At 72.3% G+C, this 16665-nt stretch carries 14 protein-coding genes; 6 read left to right on the forward strand and 8 right to left on the reverse strand.

The annotated features are described in order from the left end of the window. The first annotated feature begins 39 nt into the window (after window positions 1–39). Window positions 40–858 carry a methyltransferase domain-containing protein gene (locus ACFVSL_RS11510; RefSeq protein ID WP_386941086.1) on the forward strand — a complete coding sequence of 273 codons (819 nt, stop codon included), beginning with the start codon at window positions 40–42 and terminating at the stop codon, window positions 856–858. 39 nt (window positions 859–897) lie between these two features. Here the strand turns inward: ACFVSL_RS11510 and ACFVSL_RS11515 are convergent, their stop codons facing one another. From ACFVSL_RS11515 to ACFVSL_RS11545, 7 genes are all read right to left on the reverse strand, one after another. After that, window positions 898–1122: a hypothetical protein gene (locus ACFVSL_RS11515; RefSeq protein WP_386941087.1), complete on the reverse strand. Its 225-nt coding sequence runs from the start codon at window positions 1120–1122 to the stop codon at window positions 898–900. Then, the gene (locus ACFVSL_RS11520; protein ID WP_386941088.1) at window positions 1122–1568 is read right to left on the reverse strand and encodes a GNAT family N-acetyltransferase; all 447 of its coding nucleotides are present in this window, start codon (window positions 1566–1568) and stop codon (window positions 1122–1124) included. Before ACFVSL_RS11520 ends, ACFVSL_RS11515 begins: the two co-directional genes overlap by 1 nt. Before the next feature lie 8 nt (window positions 1569–1576). Next, window positions 1577–4159, reverse strand: a complete 2583-nt coding sequence (gene valS / locus ACFVSL_RS11525; RefSeq protein WP_386941089.1) for a valine--tRNA ligase — start codon at window positions 4157–4159, stop codon at window positions 1577–1579. Window positions 4160–4316: 157 nt separating this feature from the next. Beyond that, window positions 4317–6017, reverse strand: a complete 1701-nt coding sequence (locus tag ACFVSL_RS11530; RefSeq protein WP_386941090.1) for a dipeptide ABC transporter ATP-binding protein — start codon at window positions 6015–6017, stop codon at window positions 4317–4319. After that, a complete protein-coding gene (locus ACFVSL_RS11535; RefSeq protein ID WP_386941091.1) occupies window positions 6014–6886 on the reverse strand; it encodes an ABC transporter permease in 873 nt (290 codons plus the stop codon). The genes ACFVSL_RS11530 and ACFVSL_RS11535 overlap by 4 nt, the downstream gene beginning before the upstream one ends. Then, complete coding sequence (locus ACFVSL_RS11540; RefSeq protein WP_386941092.1) at window positions 6883–7878, reverse strand: ABC transporter permease; 996 nt, start codon at window positions 7876–7878, stop codon at window positions 6883–6885. Before ACFVSL_RS11540 ends, ACFVSL_RS11535 begins: the two co-directional genes overlap by 4 nt. 10 nt (window positions 7879–7888) lie before the next feature. Continuing rightward, a complete protein-coding gene (locus ACFVSL_RS11545; RefSeq protein WP_386941093.1) occupies window positions 7889–9547 on the reverse strand; it encodes an ABC transporter substrate-binding protein in 1659 nt (552 codons plus the stop codon). Window positions 9548–9670: 123 nt separating this feature from the next. Between ACFVSL_RS11545 and ACFVSL_RS11550 the strand changes: the two genes are divergently transcribed. The 5 genes from ACFVSL_RS11550 (at window position 9671) to ndk (ending at window position 15832) form a co-directional block, all read left to right on the forward strand. Then, a complete protein-coding gene (locus ACFVSL_RS11550) occupies window positions 9671–10072 on the forward strand; it encodes a GntR family transcriptional regulator (protein WP_386941094.1) in 402 nt (133 codons plus the stop codon). A 219-nt stretch (window positions 10073–10291) separates the two neighbouring features. After that, window positions 10292–13603 carry an isoleucine--tRNA ligase gene (gene ileS / locus ACFVSL_RS11555; protein WP_386941095.1) on the forward strand — a complete coding sequence of 1104 codons (3312 nt, stop codon included), beginning with the start codon at window positions 10292–10294 and terminating at the stop codon, window positions 13601–13603. Next, the gene (locus ACFVSL_RS11560) at window positions 13600–14973 is read left to right on the forward strand and encodes a bifunctional folylpolyglutamate synthase/dihydrofolate synthase (RefSeq protein ID WP_386941096.1); all 1374 of its coding nucleotides are present in this window, start codon (window positions 13600–13602) and stop codon (window positions 14971–14973) included. The genes ileS and ACFVSL_RS11560 overlap by 4 nt, the downstream gene beginning before the upstream one ends. Continuing rightward, window positions 14970–15413 (forward strand): DUF4233 domain-containing protein, encoded by a 444-nt coding sequence (locus ACFVSL_RS11565; protein ID WP_386941097.1) that lies wholly within the window; start codon window positions 14970–14972, stop codon window positions 15411–15413. Before ACFVSL_RS11560 ends, ACFVSL_RS11565 begins: the two co-directional genes overlap by 4 nt. Continuing rightward, window positions 15410–15832: a nucleoside-diphosphate kinase gene (ndk, locus tag ACFVSL_RS11570; RefSeq protein WP_386941098.1), complete on the forward strand. Its 423-nt coding sequence runs from the start codon at window positions 15410–15412 to the stop codon at window positions 15830–15832. Before ACFVSL_RS11565 ends, ndk begins: the two co-directional genes overlap by 4 nt. Before the next feature lie 60 nt (window positions 15833–15892). On the opposite strand, the gene ACFVSL_RS11575 is transcribed toward ndk, so the two are convergent. Further along, a complete protein-coding gene (locus ACFVSL_RS11575; protein WP_386941099.1) occupies window positions 15893–16519 on the reverse strand; it encodes a vitamin K epoxide reductase family protein in 627 nt (208 codons plus the stop codon). Between the last annotated feature and the right edge of the window lie 146 nt (window positions 16520–16665).

Consider the following 16665-nt stretch of genomic DNA (forward strand, 5'->3'; position numbering starts at 1 on the left):
GACGAGCGCCGCAGGGCGCACCGCGCGTAGGCTCAGCACATGGCCAGCGAAACTCCCGCCCGCGACACCTACACCCACGGCCACCATGCGAGCGTGCTGCGCATCCATGCCTGGCGGACGGTCGAGAACTCGGCCGCCTACCTCGCGCCGCACCTCCAGGCGGGTGCCGCGGTCCTCGACGTCGGCAGCGGGCCGGGCACCATCACCCTCGACCTCGCCCGGCGCGTTCGCCCGGGCCGCGTGCGGGGCATCGACGCCTCGGCCGAGGTGGTCGCCCAGGCGACGGGCCTCGCCGAGAGCGAGGGCGTGCGCAACGTCGACTTCGCGGTGGGCGACGCCTACGGGATCGACGCGGCCGACGGCAGCTACGACGTCGTGCACGCGCATCAGGTGCTGCAGCACCTGGGCCGTCCGGTCGACGCGCTCCGCGAGTTCCGGCGGGTGCTGAAGCCCGGCGGGATCCTGGCGGTGCGCGACGTGGACTACGGCGGCGTGATCTGGAGCCCGGCGTCGGCGGGGCTCACCCGATGGCTCGAGCTCTACCACGACGTGCACGAGTGGAACGGCGGCGACCCGCACGCCGGCCGCCACCTCAAGCGCTGGGCGCGCGAGGCCGGCTTCGGCGAGATCACCGCGAGCGGCACGACCTGGGTGTTCTCCTCGGCGCTCGAACGCGAGTGGTGGGGCGGCTCGTGGGCCGAGCGCGCCACCGAGTCGCAGTTCGCCGCGCATGCGATCGAATCAGGTCACTCGAATCCCGACGAGCTGCGCTCGATCGCGCAGGCGTGGCGCGACTGGGCCGCCGACGACGACGGCTGGTTCCTCATGCCGCACGGCGAGATCCTCGCGCGCGCCTGACGCCGAGACCAGACCCGGACTCCGACCCGGGTCCGCAGATCACCAGTCCTCGTCGTCGTCCCTGACGTCGACGTTGACCTCGGTCACGACGGTGCCGTCGTCGAGCTCGGCGATCGGCCGGCCCTCGAGCCAGGTCAGCGTCCAGTGCCGGTCGCTGCCGTCGCCCTCGAAGTCGGCCTCCGCCGCGGCGATGCGCGGGCGCAGCTCGACCGGCACCGAGACGGGCGGCTCGGTGCCGAACGCCCAGCGGGTGCCGAGCCGCATCAGGCGTCCATCTCGTACGTCACCCAGCTGGTGCGCTTGGCGATGCGGTCGTAGAGCTGCTGGGCCGTGGCGTTGTCGTCGGCGGTGATCCAGGCGACGCCGCCGTGCCCGACCTCGGCCGCACGTGCGTGCACGAACTCGATCAGGGCCTTGCCGGTGCCCGTGCCCCGCTGCGCGTCGACGACGTAGAGGTCGTCGAGGTACATGCCGAAGGTCGCGCTCAGCGTCTCGGGCACCTGGCGGAAGTGGGCCAGCCCGACGGGCGTGCCCTCCTCGTCGACGGCGAGCGCCGCCTGCAGCGGGTTGTGCTCGTCGCGCAGCCAGTTCCACACGATGAGCGCCTTGGCGTCGTCGAGCTCGGTCTCGTAGAACGTGCAGTACGCCTCGAACAACGGCAACCAGCCGAAGAAGTCGTCGTCACCGGCGAGCCGGATCTCATTGGTCATGTTTCCCCCTATTCGGACGCCGCCTCGAAGACGACGTCGCTGACTGCGAACTCCTCCGCCTCGGCGAAGACGAGCTCGGTGATGCGCCCCACCGCGCGCAGGTCGGATGCCACGGACTCGAGCAGTGCGATCGTCGCCGCCGAGGCGTGGATCGTCGCCTGCGCGACCGGGGTCTTCTGCGAGGCCTTCGCGTCGGTCTTCGCACGGCGGATGCCGGTGAGGGCGAGGCTCGCGATCTCGAGGAGCTCGCCGTCGGCGTCGCCGCGTGCGGCGAGCTCGTCGGCGGTCGGCCATGCGGCGCGGTGCACCGAGCCCTCGTGCGACCAGCGCCAGGCCTCTTCGGTCGCGAACGGGATCACCGGCGCGAAGAGCCGCAGCATCACGCCGAGCGCCGTCTTCAGCGCGGCGACCGCCGAGGCCTGCTCGGGGCTGGCCTCGCCGTAGGCGCGCTCCTTGACGAGCTCGAGGTAGTCGTCGCAGAAGGTCCAGAAGAAGGTCTCGGAGAGCTCGAGCGCGCGGGCGTGGTCGTAGCCCTCGAGCGCGCGGGTGGCACGCTCGACCACCGTGGCCAGCTCGGCCAGCATGCTGCGGTCGACGGGCACGGTGACGGCGGCGTCGGCCGAGCCGTCGAACCCGAGGATGAACTTCGCCGCGTTGAGGACCTTGATCGCGAGGCGACGGCCGATCTTCACCTGCGTCGGGTTCTGCGGGTCGAAGGCCGCGTCGGTGCCGAGCCGGGACGAGGCCGCCCAGTAGCGCACCGCGTCGGAGCCGTGCTGCTCGAGCAGGCCGGACGGCGTGACCACGTTGCCCTTCGACTTCGACATCTTCTTGCGGTCGGGGTCGACGATGAAGCCCGAGATCGAGGCGTTCGCCCACGGTGCGACGCCGTGCTCGAGCTCGGCGCGCAGCGTCGTCGAGAAGAGCCAGGTGCGGATGATGTCCTGGCCCTGCGGGCGCAGCGAGTACGGGAACACGAGGTTCCAGAGCTCGGGGTCGCGCTCCCAGCCGCCGGCGAGCTGCGGGGTGAGCGACGAGGTCGCCCAGGTGTCCATGACGTCGTGCTCGCCGATGAAGCCGCCGGCCTGGCCGCGCTGCGACTCGTCGTAGCCGGGCGCGGGCGCCGACGACGGGTCGACGGGCAGCAGCTCCTGCGTGGCGACGATCGGCTGGTCGAACACGGGGTCGCCCTGGGCGTCGAGCGGGTACCAGACGGGGATCGGCACGCCGAAGAAGCGCTGGCGGGAGACGAGCCAGTCGCCCGACAGGCCGCCGACCCAGTTCTCGTAGCGCACCCGCATGAAGTCGGGGTGCCAGTCCATCTCGCGACCGTGGGCGAGCAGGCGCTCGCGCAGCGCCTCGTCTCGGGCGCCGTTCGTGATGTACCACTGGCGGGTGGAGACGATCTCGAGCGGCTTGTCGCCCTTCTCGAAGAACTTCACGGGGTGCGTGATCGACTTCGGGTCGGCGAGCAGCTCGCCCGAGTCGCGCAGCTGCTGCACGACGGCCTGCTTGGCCGAGAAGGTCGTCTTGCCCGCGAGCTCGGCGTAGGCCGCGCGGCCGGCCTCGGAGGTGATCGCCTCGGGTGCCTCGGCGATCACGCGGCCGTCGAAACCGATGATCGCCCGGTTCGGCAGGTCGAGCTCGCGCCACCAGACGACGTCGGTCACGTCGCCGAAGGTGCAGATCATGGCGATGCCGGTGCCCTTGTCCTTCTGGGCGAGGTGATGCGCGACGACGGGCACCTCGACCCCGAAGACGGGCGTCGTCACGGTCGTGCCGAAGAGCGGCTGGTAGCGCTCGTCGTCGGGGTGGGCGACGAGGGCGACGCACGCGGGCAGCAGCTCGGGGCGGCTCGTCTCGATCTCGATCGTGCCGCCGTCGGGCCGGTGGAACGCGACGCGGTGGTAGTGGCCGGGCTGGTCGCGGTCCTCGAGCTCGGCCTGGGCGACCGCGGTGCGGAACGTGACGTCCCAGAGGGTCGGCGCGAGCGCCTGGTAGGCCTCGCCGCGCTCGACGTTGCGGATGAACGCGAGCTGCGAGGTGAAGAGCGCCTCATCGGCGATGGTGCGGTAGCTCTGGGTCCAGTCGACCGAGAGGCCGAGCATGCGCCAGAGCGCCTCGAACTGCTGCTCGTCCTCGACGGTGAGCCGCTCGCAGAGCTCGATGAAGTTGCGGCGCGAGATCGGCACCTGGTCGGCCGCCTTCGTCGACTTGCCGTCGCCGCCCTCGAACGGCGGCACGAAGCCCTCGGTGTAGGGCAGCGTCGGGTCGCAGCGCACGCCGTAGTAGTTCTGGACGCGGCGCTCGGTCGGCAGGCCGTTGTCGTCCCAGCCCATCGGGTAGAAGACGTGCTTGCCGCGCATGCGCTGGAAGCGGGCGACGACGTCGGTGTGGGTGTACGAGAACACGTGGCCGATGTGGAGCGAGCCGGAGGCCGTCGGCGGCGGGGTGTCGATCGAGTAGATGCACTCGCGCGTCGCCGAGTCGCGGTCGAACCGGTAGGTGCCCTCGCGCTCCCACGCGCCTCCCCAGACGGATTCGAGGCCTTCGAGAGCGGGCTTGTCGGGGATGCGCGCGGTGTCGGTCATGATGCTCCGGTTCGATATCTGCGGCACCGAGTCCGTGATGAGGTGCCTGAATGTGACGCTCAAGCCTAGCGGAGGGCGGCCGGGAATCGCCCGCGCAGGCCGGTGAGCGGCGCGGCGGCGGTGCACCGCCGGGGCGGAACCGCGATGGTTCCGCGGGTCAGCGCACGAGGCGCGGGGCGTCCGCGACGAGCCTCGCGGTGTAGGGGTGGGCGGGGGCGGCGAAGACCTGCTCGGCGGGCCCGGTGTCGACGATCCGGCCCGCCTGCATGACGGCGACGCGGTCGGCCATGTGCCGCACCACGCCGAGGTCGTGCGAGATGAAGAGCATGGCCAGGCCGCGCTCGCGCTGGAGCTCGTCGAGCAGGTCGAGGATCTGCGCCTGGATCGTGACGTCGAGCGCCGAGACCGGCTCGTCGCAGATCAGGAGCTCGGGGGAGGCGGCGAGGGCGCGCGCGATCGCCACGCGCTGCCGCTGCCCGCCCGAGAGTGTGAGCGGCTCGCGGCCCGCGACGGCGGCGGCGAGGCCGACCTGCTCGAGGAGTCCGGCGACGCGACGGGCGACGGTCGCACGGCCCGGATGCTCCGCGCCCGCGCCGTCCGCGGCACCGCCCGCGGCGTCCGCGGCGTCCGCGAGGATGCGGCCGACCGTCCAGCGGGGATCGAACGAACTCAGCGCGTCCTGGTAGATCGCACCGATCCCGGGCCGGCGGGGCCGTCGAGCGCGCTCCTCGAGGGCCGACCACGGCTCGCCGTCGACCGTGACGACGCCGCGGTCGGGTGCGGTGAGTGCGAGGGCGAGCCTGGCGACGGTCGTCTTGCCCGACCCCGATTCGCCGACGAGGCCGACGGTCTCGCCCGCATGCACCTCGAGCGAGACGTCGTCGACGGCGGTGAAGCGCCCGGCGCCGCGCACGGGGAAGGTCTTCACGACGCCGTCGAGCGCGAGGAGCGGGACCGGCCGGAGTGCCCCGCCCCGCGCCGCGTCGTGCGCGGGCGGTGCAGCGGGCGGGACCGGCGCGGTGCGAACGGGCGGCGCCTCGCTCTCGGGCCTGCTCAGCGCGGCCCCGCGCGGCACGTCGGCGGGCACCGCGGCGATGAGGGCGCGCGTGTACGGTTCACGCGGTGCACCGAGCACGTCCTCGACCGGGCCCTGCTCGACGACCCGGCCCTCGCGCATCACCAGCACGCGATCGGCGAGGCGCGACACGACGGCGAGGTCGTGGCTGATCAGCAGGATCGCGGTGCCGCGGCCGCGAATCTCGGCGAGGAGCTCGAGCACGCGCGCCTGGACCGTCGCGTCGAGCGCGGTGGTCGGCTCGTCGGCGATGAGGAGCGGCGGGTCGAGCGCGAGCGCCGAGGCGATGAGCGCGCGCTGTCGCAGGCCGCCCGAGAGCTCGCCGGAGCGGCGGCGCACGGCGGCGGGCGGGTCGGGCATCCCGACGTCCGCGAGGACCTCGAGGGTGCGCGCGCGGCGCTCCGCGCGGGGCATCCGGTCGTGGATGCGCAGCGCGTCGCCGATCTCGCGACCGATCGGTCGCAGCGGGTCGAGCGCGACGAGCGCGTCCTGCAGGACGAGCCCGGCCTGCCGACCGCGCACGGCGCGCCACTCGCGTTCGCCGGCGCCGCGGAGGTCGCGTCCGGCGAGCCGGAGCGTCTGCGCCTCGACGCGGGCGTCGTCGCCCGCCATGCCGAGGAGGCTGCGCGCGGTGACCGACTTGCCCGAGCCGGACTCGCCGACGATCGCGACGCATTCGCCCGCGGCGATCGCGAGCGAGACCCCGCGCACGACCTCGTCGCGCCCGAAGGCGACCCGGAGCTCCTCGAGCTCGAGCACGGGCGCCGCCCCGATCGCCGTCATCGCGCGCCCCGCTCGCGTCGGGCGAGCGCACGGCCGAGCACCGTCGTCGCGATCGTCGTGCCGACGATCGCGAGGCCGGGGAACACCGTCATCCACCACGCCGTCTGGAGGTAGGTGCGCCCCGCTGAGAGCATCGCGCCCCATTCAGCGGCCGGCGGTTGCGCGCCGAGGCCGAGGTAGCTGAGCGCCGCCGCCCAGACGATCGCCTGGCCGATGCCGAGGGTCGCGAGCACCACGAGCGGCAGCAGGGCGTTCGGCAGCAGGTGCGCGGTGAGGATGCGACGGGGCGGCCGCCCGAGCACGCGCGCCGCCTCGACGTACTGCGAGGAGCGGATCGCGACGAGCTGGCCGCGGATGATGCGGGCGTAGCCCGGCGCCGTGGAGAGGCCCACGGCGATCGTCGCGGTCACCGGGCCGGGGCCCGCGACGACGATCACGAGGAGCGCGAGCAGGAGGCCGGGGAAGGCGAACAGCACCTCGACGAGCCGGCCCACCCCGAAGTCGACGACCCGGCCGCCGAAGCTCGCGAGCACCCCGAGCAGGAGGCCGAGGGCGAGTCCGATGGCCGTCGCCGTGACGCCGATGAGGAGCGAGGTGCCCGTGCCGGCGATGATGCGGCTGTACACGTCGCGGCCCGACTCGTCGGTGCCGAACCAGTGCGCGGCCGACGGCGGCTGGAACGCCTCGGCGGCCGAGATCGCGTTCGGGTCCTGCGTCGCGACGAGCGAGGGGAACGCCGCGGCGACGAGGAGGAAGGCGACGAAGCCCCCGGCGACGAGCGTGCCGGCCCGCGGCCGCCGCCGGGGGGACTCGCGGTCGTGGACCGCCTCGGCGTCGACCGCGGTCTGCCGCAGCTCGAGCTCGCTCATCGGGCATCCTCCTGCGCGAGACGCGGATCCGCGATGCGGGCGACGAGATCGGTGAGCACGGTCATGACGACGTAGACGAAGGCGACGAGGAGCACGACCCCGGTGACGACGGGGATGTCGCGGAGGGTGACGGCCTGCAGCAGGGTGCGCCCGAGCCCCGGCATCGCGAAGATCGTCTCGACGACGACCGCGCCGGAGAGGAGCCACCCCAGCGCCCAGCCAGACAGGCTGATGCCGGGCAGCGCCGCATGGCGGATCGTGTGGCGGAACCGGATGCCGAGGGCGCTCTCGCCGCGCGCCCTCGCCGAGACGACGAACGGCTGCCGCATGGCGTCGATGAGGCTCTCGCGCATGACCTGGGCGAGGAACCCCGCGAGCGGGATCGCGAGCGTCGTCACGGGGAGCACGAGCCCGGCAGGCGTGCCGGTCGCGACCGGTGGGAACCAGCCGAGGCCCGTGCTGAACACGGCGATCAGCACCGCCGCGAGCCAGAAGTGGGGGAGGGCGGCGGCGACGAGCTCGATGCCCTGGCCCAGCGCGGAGGCGATGCGACCGCGCCCGGTCGACCAGAGCGAGAGGCCGAGGGCGAGTACCCAGGCCGCGGCGAGCGACCATACCGCGAGGAGCAGCGTGCCCCCGATCTGCGCGCCGAGGAGCTCGGCGACGGGCACCTTCAGCGTGTACGAGGTGCCGAGGTCGCCCGTGAGCAGTCGGCCGAGCATCGCGAAGTACTGCACGATGAGGGGCTGGTCGAGCCCGTAGTCGCTGCGCACCTGGTCGAGCGCCTCCTGCGACGCCTGCGAACCCGGCCCGCCGAGGATCGCCTGCGCGGGGTCGCCCGGGATGAGGCGGATCGCGAAGAAGGTGAGCGTCGCCACCGCCCACAGCACGAAGAGCGCACCCCCGAGGAGCAGCGCGAGGTGCCGGCCCGTCCGGGCCCGGCGCGTGCGCCCGGGCGCCGCGACGCCCGTGCCGGCCGTGCGGCCGGTCACGGGCGGGGCCTCACTCGGCTAGCCAAGCGTCGGCGAAGCTCGGCGTCGACACGGTCGGCAGCGCTCGGGCGCCCTGCACCTTCGGGCTGAGCAGGAAGCTGTTCTGCTGGTCGTAGAGCGGCAGCAGGTAGTGCCCGCCGAGGATGAGGCGCTGCGCCTCCTCGTACTGCTCGGCGCGCTCGGCGGGATCGCTCGTCGAGGCGGCGGCGGTGAGCAGCGCGTCGATCTCGGGGTCGTTCACCTGGGCGAGGTTCGCGAAGTAGCCGCTGGGCGCCGGCGTGATGCTGTCGGAGTGGTACAGGATCCGCAGCACGTCGGGGCCGACCTTCGTGTAGGGGGCGCTCACGATCTCGTACTCGTGGGCGAACAGCGCCCCGTACCAGCTCGAGAGGTCGAGGAGCGAGATCTGCACGTCGAAGCCCGCCTCCTTGGCGGTGGCCTGCACCTGCTCGAAGAGCGACTGCTCGGCCGGCACCGACTGGTTCGTGCTGACCGGGAAGCGCAGCACGAGGCGGGCGCCGTCCTTCATGCGGGTGCCGTCGTCGTCGCGCTCGGTCCACCCGGCATCGTCGAGCAGTTCGTTCGCGCGATCGAGGTCGGTCGCGAAGAGCTCGGGCTCCGAGTACGCGAGCGCCTCGACCGAGGAGAGCGCCGAGTAGGAGCGCCCCGCGGTGCCGAAGTAGAGCGCGTCGATGCCGTCGTTGACGTCGACCGCGGCGAGGAACGCCTCGCGCACGCGCTCGTCGTCGAACGGCGCCTGCGAGGAGTTCAGCTCGATGCGGTTCGAGGCGCCCGGCCGCGGCGCGTCGATCCACTCGAACGCGCCGCTCTCGTCGGCGGCGGCGATGGTGTCGGGTTGCGGGTTGTCGATCACGTCGACCTGGCCGCCCTGCAGCGCGGCGTAGCGCGACGCCGCATCGGGCACGAAGCGCCAGTCGATCGCCTCGAGGTGGGCGGGGCCCTCGTGCGCGGCGTCGGCGGGCGGCGAGACGTAGTCGTCGTTGCGCACGAGCGAGACCCGCTCCTGCTTGACCCAGCCGTCGACGACGAACGCGCCGGTGCCGATCGGCGCCTGGCAGTTCTCCTCCATGCCGCGGGCGAGGCCGGCGGGCGACTCGATCGCGAGCCAGGGCTGCGAGAGCGACTCGAGGAGGGCGCTGTCGGGCGCGGTGAGCACGAAGCGCGCCACGTCGGGCGCGACGACCTCGACGCGGTCGACCTTGCCGAGGGCGAGGTAGCCGGTCGAGGACTGGGTCGCCGGGTCCTTCAGGTGCTCCATGTTCACCTTGACCGCCTCGGCGTCGAACGGCGTGCCGTCGGTGAACTCGACGTCGTCGCGGAGCGTGAACTCCCACGCGAGCCCGTCGTCGGAGGACTCCCACGACTCGGCGAGCCACGGGATGATCTCGCCCGACTCGTCGCGGGAGACGAGCGACTCGAGGAACTGGCTCGCGAGCAGCGCCTGCGGGTAGTTGCCGCCGACGTGGGGGTCGAGGCAGCTCGGCTCGGCGTCGCCGCTCGCGTAGCGCAGCGTGCCGCCCGCGACCGGCTCGTCGGAGACGGGCGCCTCGCCGGCCTGGCAGCCGGCGAGCAGGACGCCGCCCGTGAGCGCGAGGGCGAGGAGGCCGACCGTGCGTGATCGGCGGGCGGAGGTCGGGGCAGTGCGCATCGGAGTCCTTGCAGGAGGCGTGGGGGAGTTGGTCGGACGACGTCGGCCGGACTCATCCTGACACCGGCGGACGGCCGCGACAAGCAAGTTGTTCTATTAGCAATAGAACAATAGAGTTTAAGCATGCTCATCCGGCTCGATCCCACCCGTGCGAGCCCGCTCGCCGAGCAGCTCGCGGCCGGGCTCCGCGCCTCGATCATCGACGGGCGGCTCTCCGGCGGCGAGCGGCTGCCCGCCGCCCGCGACCTCGCCGCCGACCTCGGGGTGAACGTCCACACGGTGCTCCGCGCCTACCATCGCCTGCGTGACGAGCAGCTCATCGAGCTCCACCGGGGGCGCGGCGCGGTCGTCGCGGTCCGCATCGGCGGCCACGCCGCGCTCGCCGGCGCGGTCCACGACCTCGTCGACGAGGCGAAGGGGCACGGCCTGCCCGAGGCCGCGCTGCTCGAGCTCATCCGCGAGGCGTACCGCTCGGCGCCGAGCCCCGCCGGCGTCGTCCGCCCCGCGCCGACACGGTATTCTTGACGGCAACGACATCGATCCGGCCATCACCGGGGAGTCTCCGGAAGAACGCGAACGGCGGCCACGTGGCATCCGATCGCCAGTAGAACCGGACGGGGCGGCCCGTCACAGCCGGCAATGAGGGGCCCTTCGAACCGGAGGGCAAGCGAGGTGGTACCGCGGCGGAGGCTCGATCGAGCGGCCGGCGTCCTCGTGAGAGCATCCGTCCCACAAGGAGCGAGCGTGTACCCCCGTACCTCAGACGACCACGGTGTCGCCCCCTCACCCGACTTCCCCGCCGTCGAGCGCGAGGTCCTCGAGTTCTGGCTGAACGACGAGACCTTCCAGGCCTCGATCGACCAGCGCGAGGGCGCCCCCGAGTGGGTCTTCTACGACGGGCCCCCGTTCGCCAACGGCCTGCCGCACTACGGGCACCTCCTCACCGGCTACGCGAAGGACCTGTTCCCGCGCTACCAGACCATGCGCGGCCACCAGGTGCACCGCCGCTTCGGCTGGGACACGCACGGCCTGCCGGCCGAGCTCGAGGCCGAGCGGCAGCTCGGCATCACCGACAAGAGTCAGATCGAGGAGATGGGCATCGCGGCCTTCAACCAAGCCGCCCGCGAGTCCGTGCTCCGCTACACCAAGGAGTGGGAGGAGTACGTCACGCGCCAGGCGCGCTGGGTCGACTTCGAGCATGACTACAAGACGCTCGACGTCACCTTCATGGAGAGCGTGATCTGGGCGTTCAAGACCCTCTACGACAAGGGGCTCGCCTACGAGGGCTACCGCGTGCTGCCGTACTGCTGGCGCGACCAGACGCCGCTCTCGAACCACGAGCTGCGCATGGACGACGACGTCTACAAGATGCGCCAGGACCAGACGGTCACGGTCACCTTCCCGCTCACGGGCGCGAAGGCCGAGTCGCTCGGCCTCACCGCCGTGCGCGCGCTCGCCTGGACGACGACGCCGTGGACCCTGCCGACGAACTTCGCGCTCGCCGTCGGCCCCGAGATCGAGTACGCGGTCGTGCCCGGCGGGCCGAACGGCACCCCCGACGCCACGGTGCTCCGCGAGGGCGCCGAGGGCGTCGCGAGCGACACCGAGGTGCTCGGCGCCGAGTACCTCCTCGCGATCGACCTCGTCGGCAACTACGCGAAGGAGCTCGGCTACGACTCCGCCGACGAGGCGCGCGCCGCGGTGTCGCGCACGGTGCGCGGCGCCGAGCTCGAGGGCGTCACCTACGACCGCCTCTTCGACTACTACGCCGACGTCGAGGCGTACGGGCTCGAGAACGCCTGGCGCATCCTCGTCGCCGACTACGTCACGACGGAGGACGGCACGGGCATCGTGCACCAGGCGCCCGCCTACGGCGAGGAGGACCAGAAGGTCGGCGAAGCCGCCGGCATCCCGGTCGTGATCTCGCTCGACGAGGGCGGCCGGTTCCTCCCGGCGGTGACGGATGTCGCGGGGCTGCTCTGGAGCGACGCGAACAAGCCGCTCACGCAGATCCTCAAGGCCGAGGGCCGGCTCCTCCGCCAGGCGAGCTACGAGCACTCGTACCCGCACTGCTGGCGCTGCCGCAACCCGCTCATCTACCGCGCCGTGTCGAGCTGGTTCATCAAGGTGCCCGAGTTCAAGGGCCGCATGGGCGAGCTCAACCAGGACATCAACTGGGTGCCCGACAACGTCAAGGACGGCCAGTTCGGCAAGTGGGTCGCCGGCGCCCGCGACTGGTCGATCAGCCGCAACCGCTACTGGGGCTCGCCGATCCCGGTGTGGAAGAGCGACGACCCCGAGCACCCCCGCATCGACGTGTACGGCTCCCTCGAGGAGCTCGAGCGCGACTTCGGCCGGCTGCCCGTCGGCCCGTCGGGCGAGCCCGACCTGCACCGGCCGTACATCGACGACCTCACGCGGCCGAACCCCGACGACCCCACGGGCCGTTCGACCATGCGCCGGATCCCCGACATCTTCGACGTCTGGTTCGACTCGGGCTCGATGCCCTTCGCCCAGGTGCACTACCCGTTCGAGAACCGCGAGTGGTTCGACTCGCACAACCCCGCCGACTTCATCGTCGAGTACATCGGGCAGACGCGCGGCTGGTTCTACGTCATGCACGTGCTCTCGACGGCGCTGTTCGACCGGCGCGCCTTCTCGAACGTCGTGAGCCACGGCATCGTGCTCGGCAGCGACGGCCAGAAGATGTCGAAGTCGCTGCGCAACTACCCCGACGTCTCCGAGGTGTTCGAGCGCGACGGCTCCGACGCGATGCGCTGGTTCCTCATGTCGAGCTCGGTGCTGCGCGGCGGCAATCTCGTCGTCACCGAGGAGGGCATCCGCGAGGGCGTGCGCCAGCTCATGCTGCCGCTGTGGAGCACCTGGTACTTCTTCTCCCTCTACGCCAACACGGCGAAGGAGGGCGGCTACGAGGCATCCCGCTCGACGACCTCGACCGACGTGCTCGACCGCTACCTGCTCGCGAAGCTGCGCGACCTCGTCGAGGCGGTCACCGCCGACCTCGACGACTTCGACTCGCCGCTCGCGGCGCAGAAGCTGCGCGACTTCGGCGACGTGCTCACGAACTGGTACGTGCGCCGCTCGCGCGACCGGTTCTGGGGCGGGGTCGCCGAGGACGGCTCGGGGCGCGAGGCGTTTGACACCCTCCACACCGTGCTCGAGACGCTCACCCGCCTCGCCGCACCGCTGCTGCCGCTCGTCAGCGAGAAGGTCTGGCGCGGGCTCACCGGCGGGCGCAGCGTGCACCTGACCGACTGGCCCGACGCCGCGGAGTTCCCCGCCGACCCGGCCCTCGTCGCCGCGATGGACGCCGTCCGCGAGATCAGCTCCTCGGCGCTCTCGCTGCGCAAGCAGTCGGGTCGCCGGGTTCGCCTGCCGCTCGCGAAGCTCACCGTCGTGAGCGCGGATGCCTCCGCGCTCGCCCCGTTCGAGGCGATCCTCCGCGACGAGCTCAACGTCAAGCAGGTCGAGCTCGTCGCGCTCGACGAGCACAGCGCCGAGCGCTACGGCGTGACCAAGCGGCTCACCGTCAACGCACGTGCCGCGGGCCCGCGCCTCGGCAAGCAGGTGCAGCAGGCGATCCAGGGGGCGCGCAGCGGCGACTGGTCGGTCACCGGCGACGCGGTCGTCGCGGGCGGCATCGCCCTCGAGGCGGGCGAGTACGAGCTCGTGCTCGAGGCCGGCGCGTCGGGCGACGGCGAGAACGCGCTCGCGCTGCTGGCGGACGGCGGCTTCGTGCTGCTCGACACCGCGACGACCCCCGAGCTCGAGGCCGAGGGCCTCGCGCGCGACGTCGTCCGTGCGGTGCAGGAGGCGCGCAAGGCGGCCGGCCTCGAGGTCGGCGACCGCATCGTGCTCAACCTCGCGCTCGACCCGGCCGGAGCGGCCGCCGCAGAGACGCACCGCGCCCTCATCGCGGGCGAGACGCTCGCGACGACGCTCGACGTCGTCGCGTCGCCCGCCGCAGCCGAGTCCGCCGAGGCGAAGCCCGTCGGCGACGATTCACGACTCCTGATCGGATTGGAGCGCGCATGAGCGACGCCCACGACCACGACGCCGAGGCCGCCGACGCGGCCGACGCGGTCTACGCCTCGCTCATCGCCCGGGTGGGCGAGGGCGCGCCGCGCCCGCGGCTCGAGCCGACGCGTCGCGCCGTCGAGCTCCTCGGCGACCCGCACCGCGCCGCGCCGGTGATCCACCTCACCGGCACGAACGGCAAGACCTCGACGAGTCGCATGATCGAGAGCCTGCTGCGCGCCTCCGGCCTGCGCACGGGGCTCCTCACGAGCCCGCACCTCGTCCGCTTCACCGAGCGCATCCGCATCGACGGCGAGTCCGTCACCGACGAGGCGGTCGCGCGCAACTGGGAGGAGATCCTCCCGTTCATCGCGATCGTCGACGCCGAGCTCGAACAGTCCGGCGAGTCGCCGCTCACCTTCTTCGAGGTGCTGACCGTGCTCGCGTTCGCGTGCTTCGCCGACGCCCCCGTCGACGTCGTCGTGCTCGAGGTCGGCATGGGAGGCGAGTGGGACTCCACGAACGTCGCCGACGGGCAGGTCGCCGTCTTCACCCCGATCGCGCTCGACCACCAGGCTCGTCTCGGCTCGACCGTCGAGGCGATCGCGCGCACCAAGTCGGGAATCATCAAGCCGGCCGCGGCGGTCGTGTCGGCGCGCCAGCCCGACGCCGCGCTCGCGGTGCTCGAGGAGGCGGCCGAGCTCACCGAGTCGACGCTCGCCGTCGAGGACGACGCCTTCGCCGTGATCGAGCGCAAGGTCGCCGTGGGCGGGCAGCTCGTCTCGATCCGCGGGCTCGCGGGGGAGTACCGCGAGATCTTCCTGCCGCTCTTCGGGGCGCACCAGGCCGAGAACGCCGCCGTCGCGATCGCGGCGGTCGAGGCCTTCATCGGGGGCGGCTCCGTCCGCCTCGCCGACGAGGTCGTCGAGCGCGGCCTCGCCGAGGCGACCTCGCCCGGCCGGCTGCAGCTCGTCGGCATCGAGCCGACGATCCTCGTCGACGCCGCGCACAACCCGCACGGCGCCCGCGCCCTCGTGACCGCACTCGGCGAGTTCTTCGACTTCGACGAGTGGGCGATCGTCGTCGGCGTCGTCGACGACAAGGACGCGGCCGGCATCGTCGACACGCTCGCCGAGCTCGACGGGCCGATGCTCGTCACCGCGCCCGACACCGAGCGGGCCCTGCCCGCCGCCGCGCTCGAGGCGATCGTCACCGAGCGCGTGGGCATGAAGCGCACGCTCGTGGTCGAGCGGCTCGACGACGCGCTCGAGGAGGCCCGCACCTGGGCCGCCGAGGCGCCGAGGCGCGCGGTGCTCGTGACCGGTTCGATCGTCCTCGTGGGCGAGGCCATGGCGATCGCCGACGACCGGGAGTGGGGCGGGGCATGAGCGACGCGTTGCAGGGCGGCGGCGAACCCGGGCCCGAGTCCGAGTCGGCTGCGCCGGCACCGGCCCCCCGATCGATCAGGCGGAGCCTCGCCTCGATCGTCCTCGCCTTCGAGACGATCGTCGTCTTCCTCGCCGCACTCGTGATCTGGGGTCTCGCGCAGGGCGGTGCCGACCAGGCGCTGCCGTCGTGGGTCGCCCTCGCCGCGGGCGGCGTCATCATCCTCGGCCTGATCGCGACGATGGGCCTGCTGCGATTCGAGTGGGCGTACGTGCTCGGCTGGATCCTGCAGGTGCTCATCATCGCGTCCGGCTTCCTCAACCCGGCGATGTTCGTCGTCGGGGCGCTGTTCGGCGGCATGTGGTGGTACTGCATGGTCGCCGGCAGCCGTATCGACCGACAGCGCGCGGCCTTCGCCGCGCCGGGAAAGGAACAGCAATGAGCACTGCGATCGAAGAGACCCTCGTGATCGTGAAGCCCGACGGGGTCGCCCGCAACCTCACCGGCGAGATCCTCCGCCGCATCGAGGCGAAGGGCTACTCGCTCGTCGACATCCGCCTCGTGCAGGCCGACCGCGAGCTCCTCGCGAAGCACTACGCCGAGCACGAGGGCAAGCCCTTCTACGAGCCGCTCGTCGAGTTCATGCAGTCCGGTCCGGTCGTCGCGATGCGCGTCGCGGGCAACCGCGTCATCGAGGGGTTCCGCGTGCTCGCCGGGACGACCGACCCGACGACCGCCGCTCCCGGCACCATCCGCGGCGACTTCGGTCGCGACTGGGGCCTCAAGGTGCAGCAGAACCTCGTGCACGGCTCCGACTCGCCCGAGTCGGCCGAGCGCGAGCTCGCACTCTGGTTCGCCTGAGCGACCACGGACGCAGAACGCCCCGGCCGGGATCCCCGGCCGGGGCGTTCGCGGTTCGGGTCAGCCGAAGAGGCCCTGCAGGTCGAGCATGACGCGGGGGATGGCGTTCATCTGCAGCTGCGCGAGCAGGATGACGATGCCGTAGCAGACGAGCGTGATGAGCGGAATCCACGCGAACCAGCCCGCGGCGAGCCGGCGGACGCGTGCCGAGGCCGGAATGTGGCCCGAGCGCAGGTTGTGGAGCGTCACCACCCAGAAGGTCGGGATCGTGACCGCCCAGGTCAGCATGCACCAGGGGCAGAGCACGTCGAGCACGTAGATGCTCTGGTAGATCAGCCAGCCGACGAAGACCAGTGCGCCCGCCACGCCGACGTTGAAGCCGATCCAGAACCAGCGCGCGAAGGTCGCCCCCGCGAGGATCGCCACGCCGATCGTGATCACGACCGGCCACGCCATGAGTCCGACGAACGGGTTCGGGAAGCCGAACACCGAGCCCTGCCATGAGGCGAGGTTCGTGCTGCAGCCGACGAGCACGCCGACGTTGCAGTTCGGCACGTGCGTCGGGTCCATCAGGGTGAGGACCTTCTCGAGCGAGAGCTCGAACGCGGCGAGGAGGCCGAGCGCCCCCGCGATGATGAGGAAGATCGCCGACGCGACCGGTCGGGATCCGCGAGGGGAGTCGGGCATGCTCGGATTATGGCACGCCGGTTCCCCACTGCGCTGTGAGACCATGCGATAATCGAGGGAGTCGCTCGGGCCGCGCCCGGCGCGGCGCCAACGAAGGCTTTGAGGATGCACCGCATCCGAGTGGGCGGGAGACACCCGCAAGACGT

Origin of the sequence: Agromyces sp. NPDC058064 (genome assembly GCF_042885275.1) — a bacterium.
GTDB lineage: Bacteria > Actinomycetota > Actinomycetes > Actinomycetales > Microbacteriaceae > Agromyces.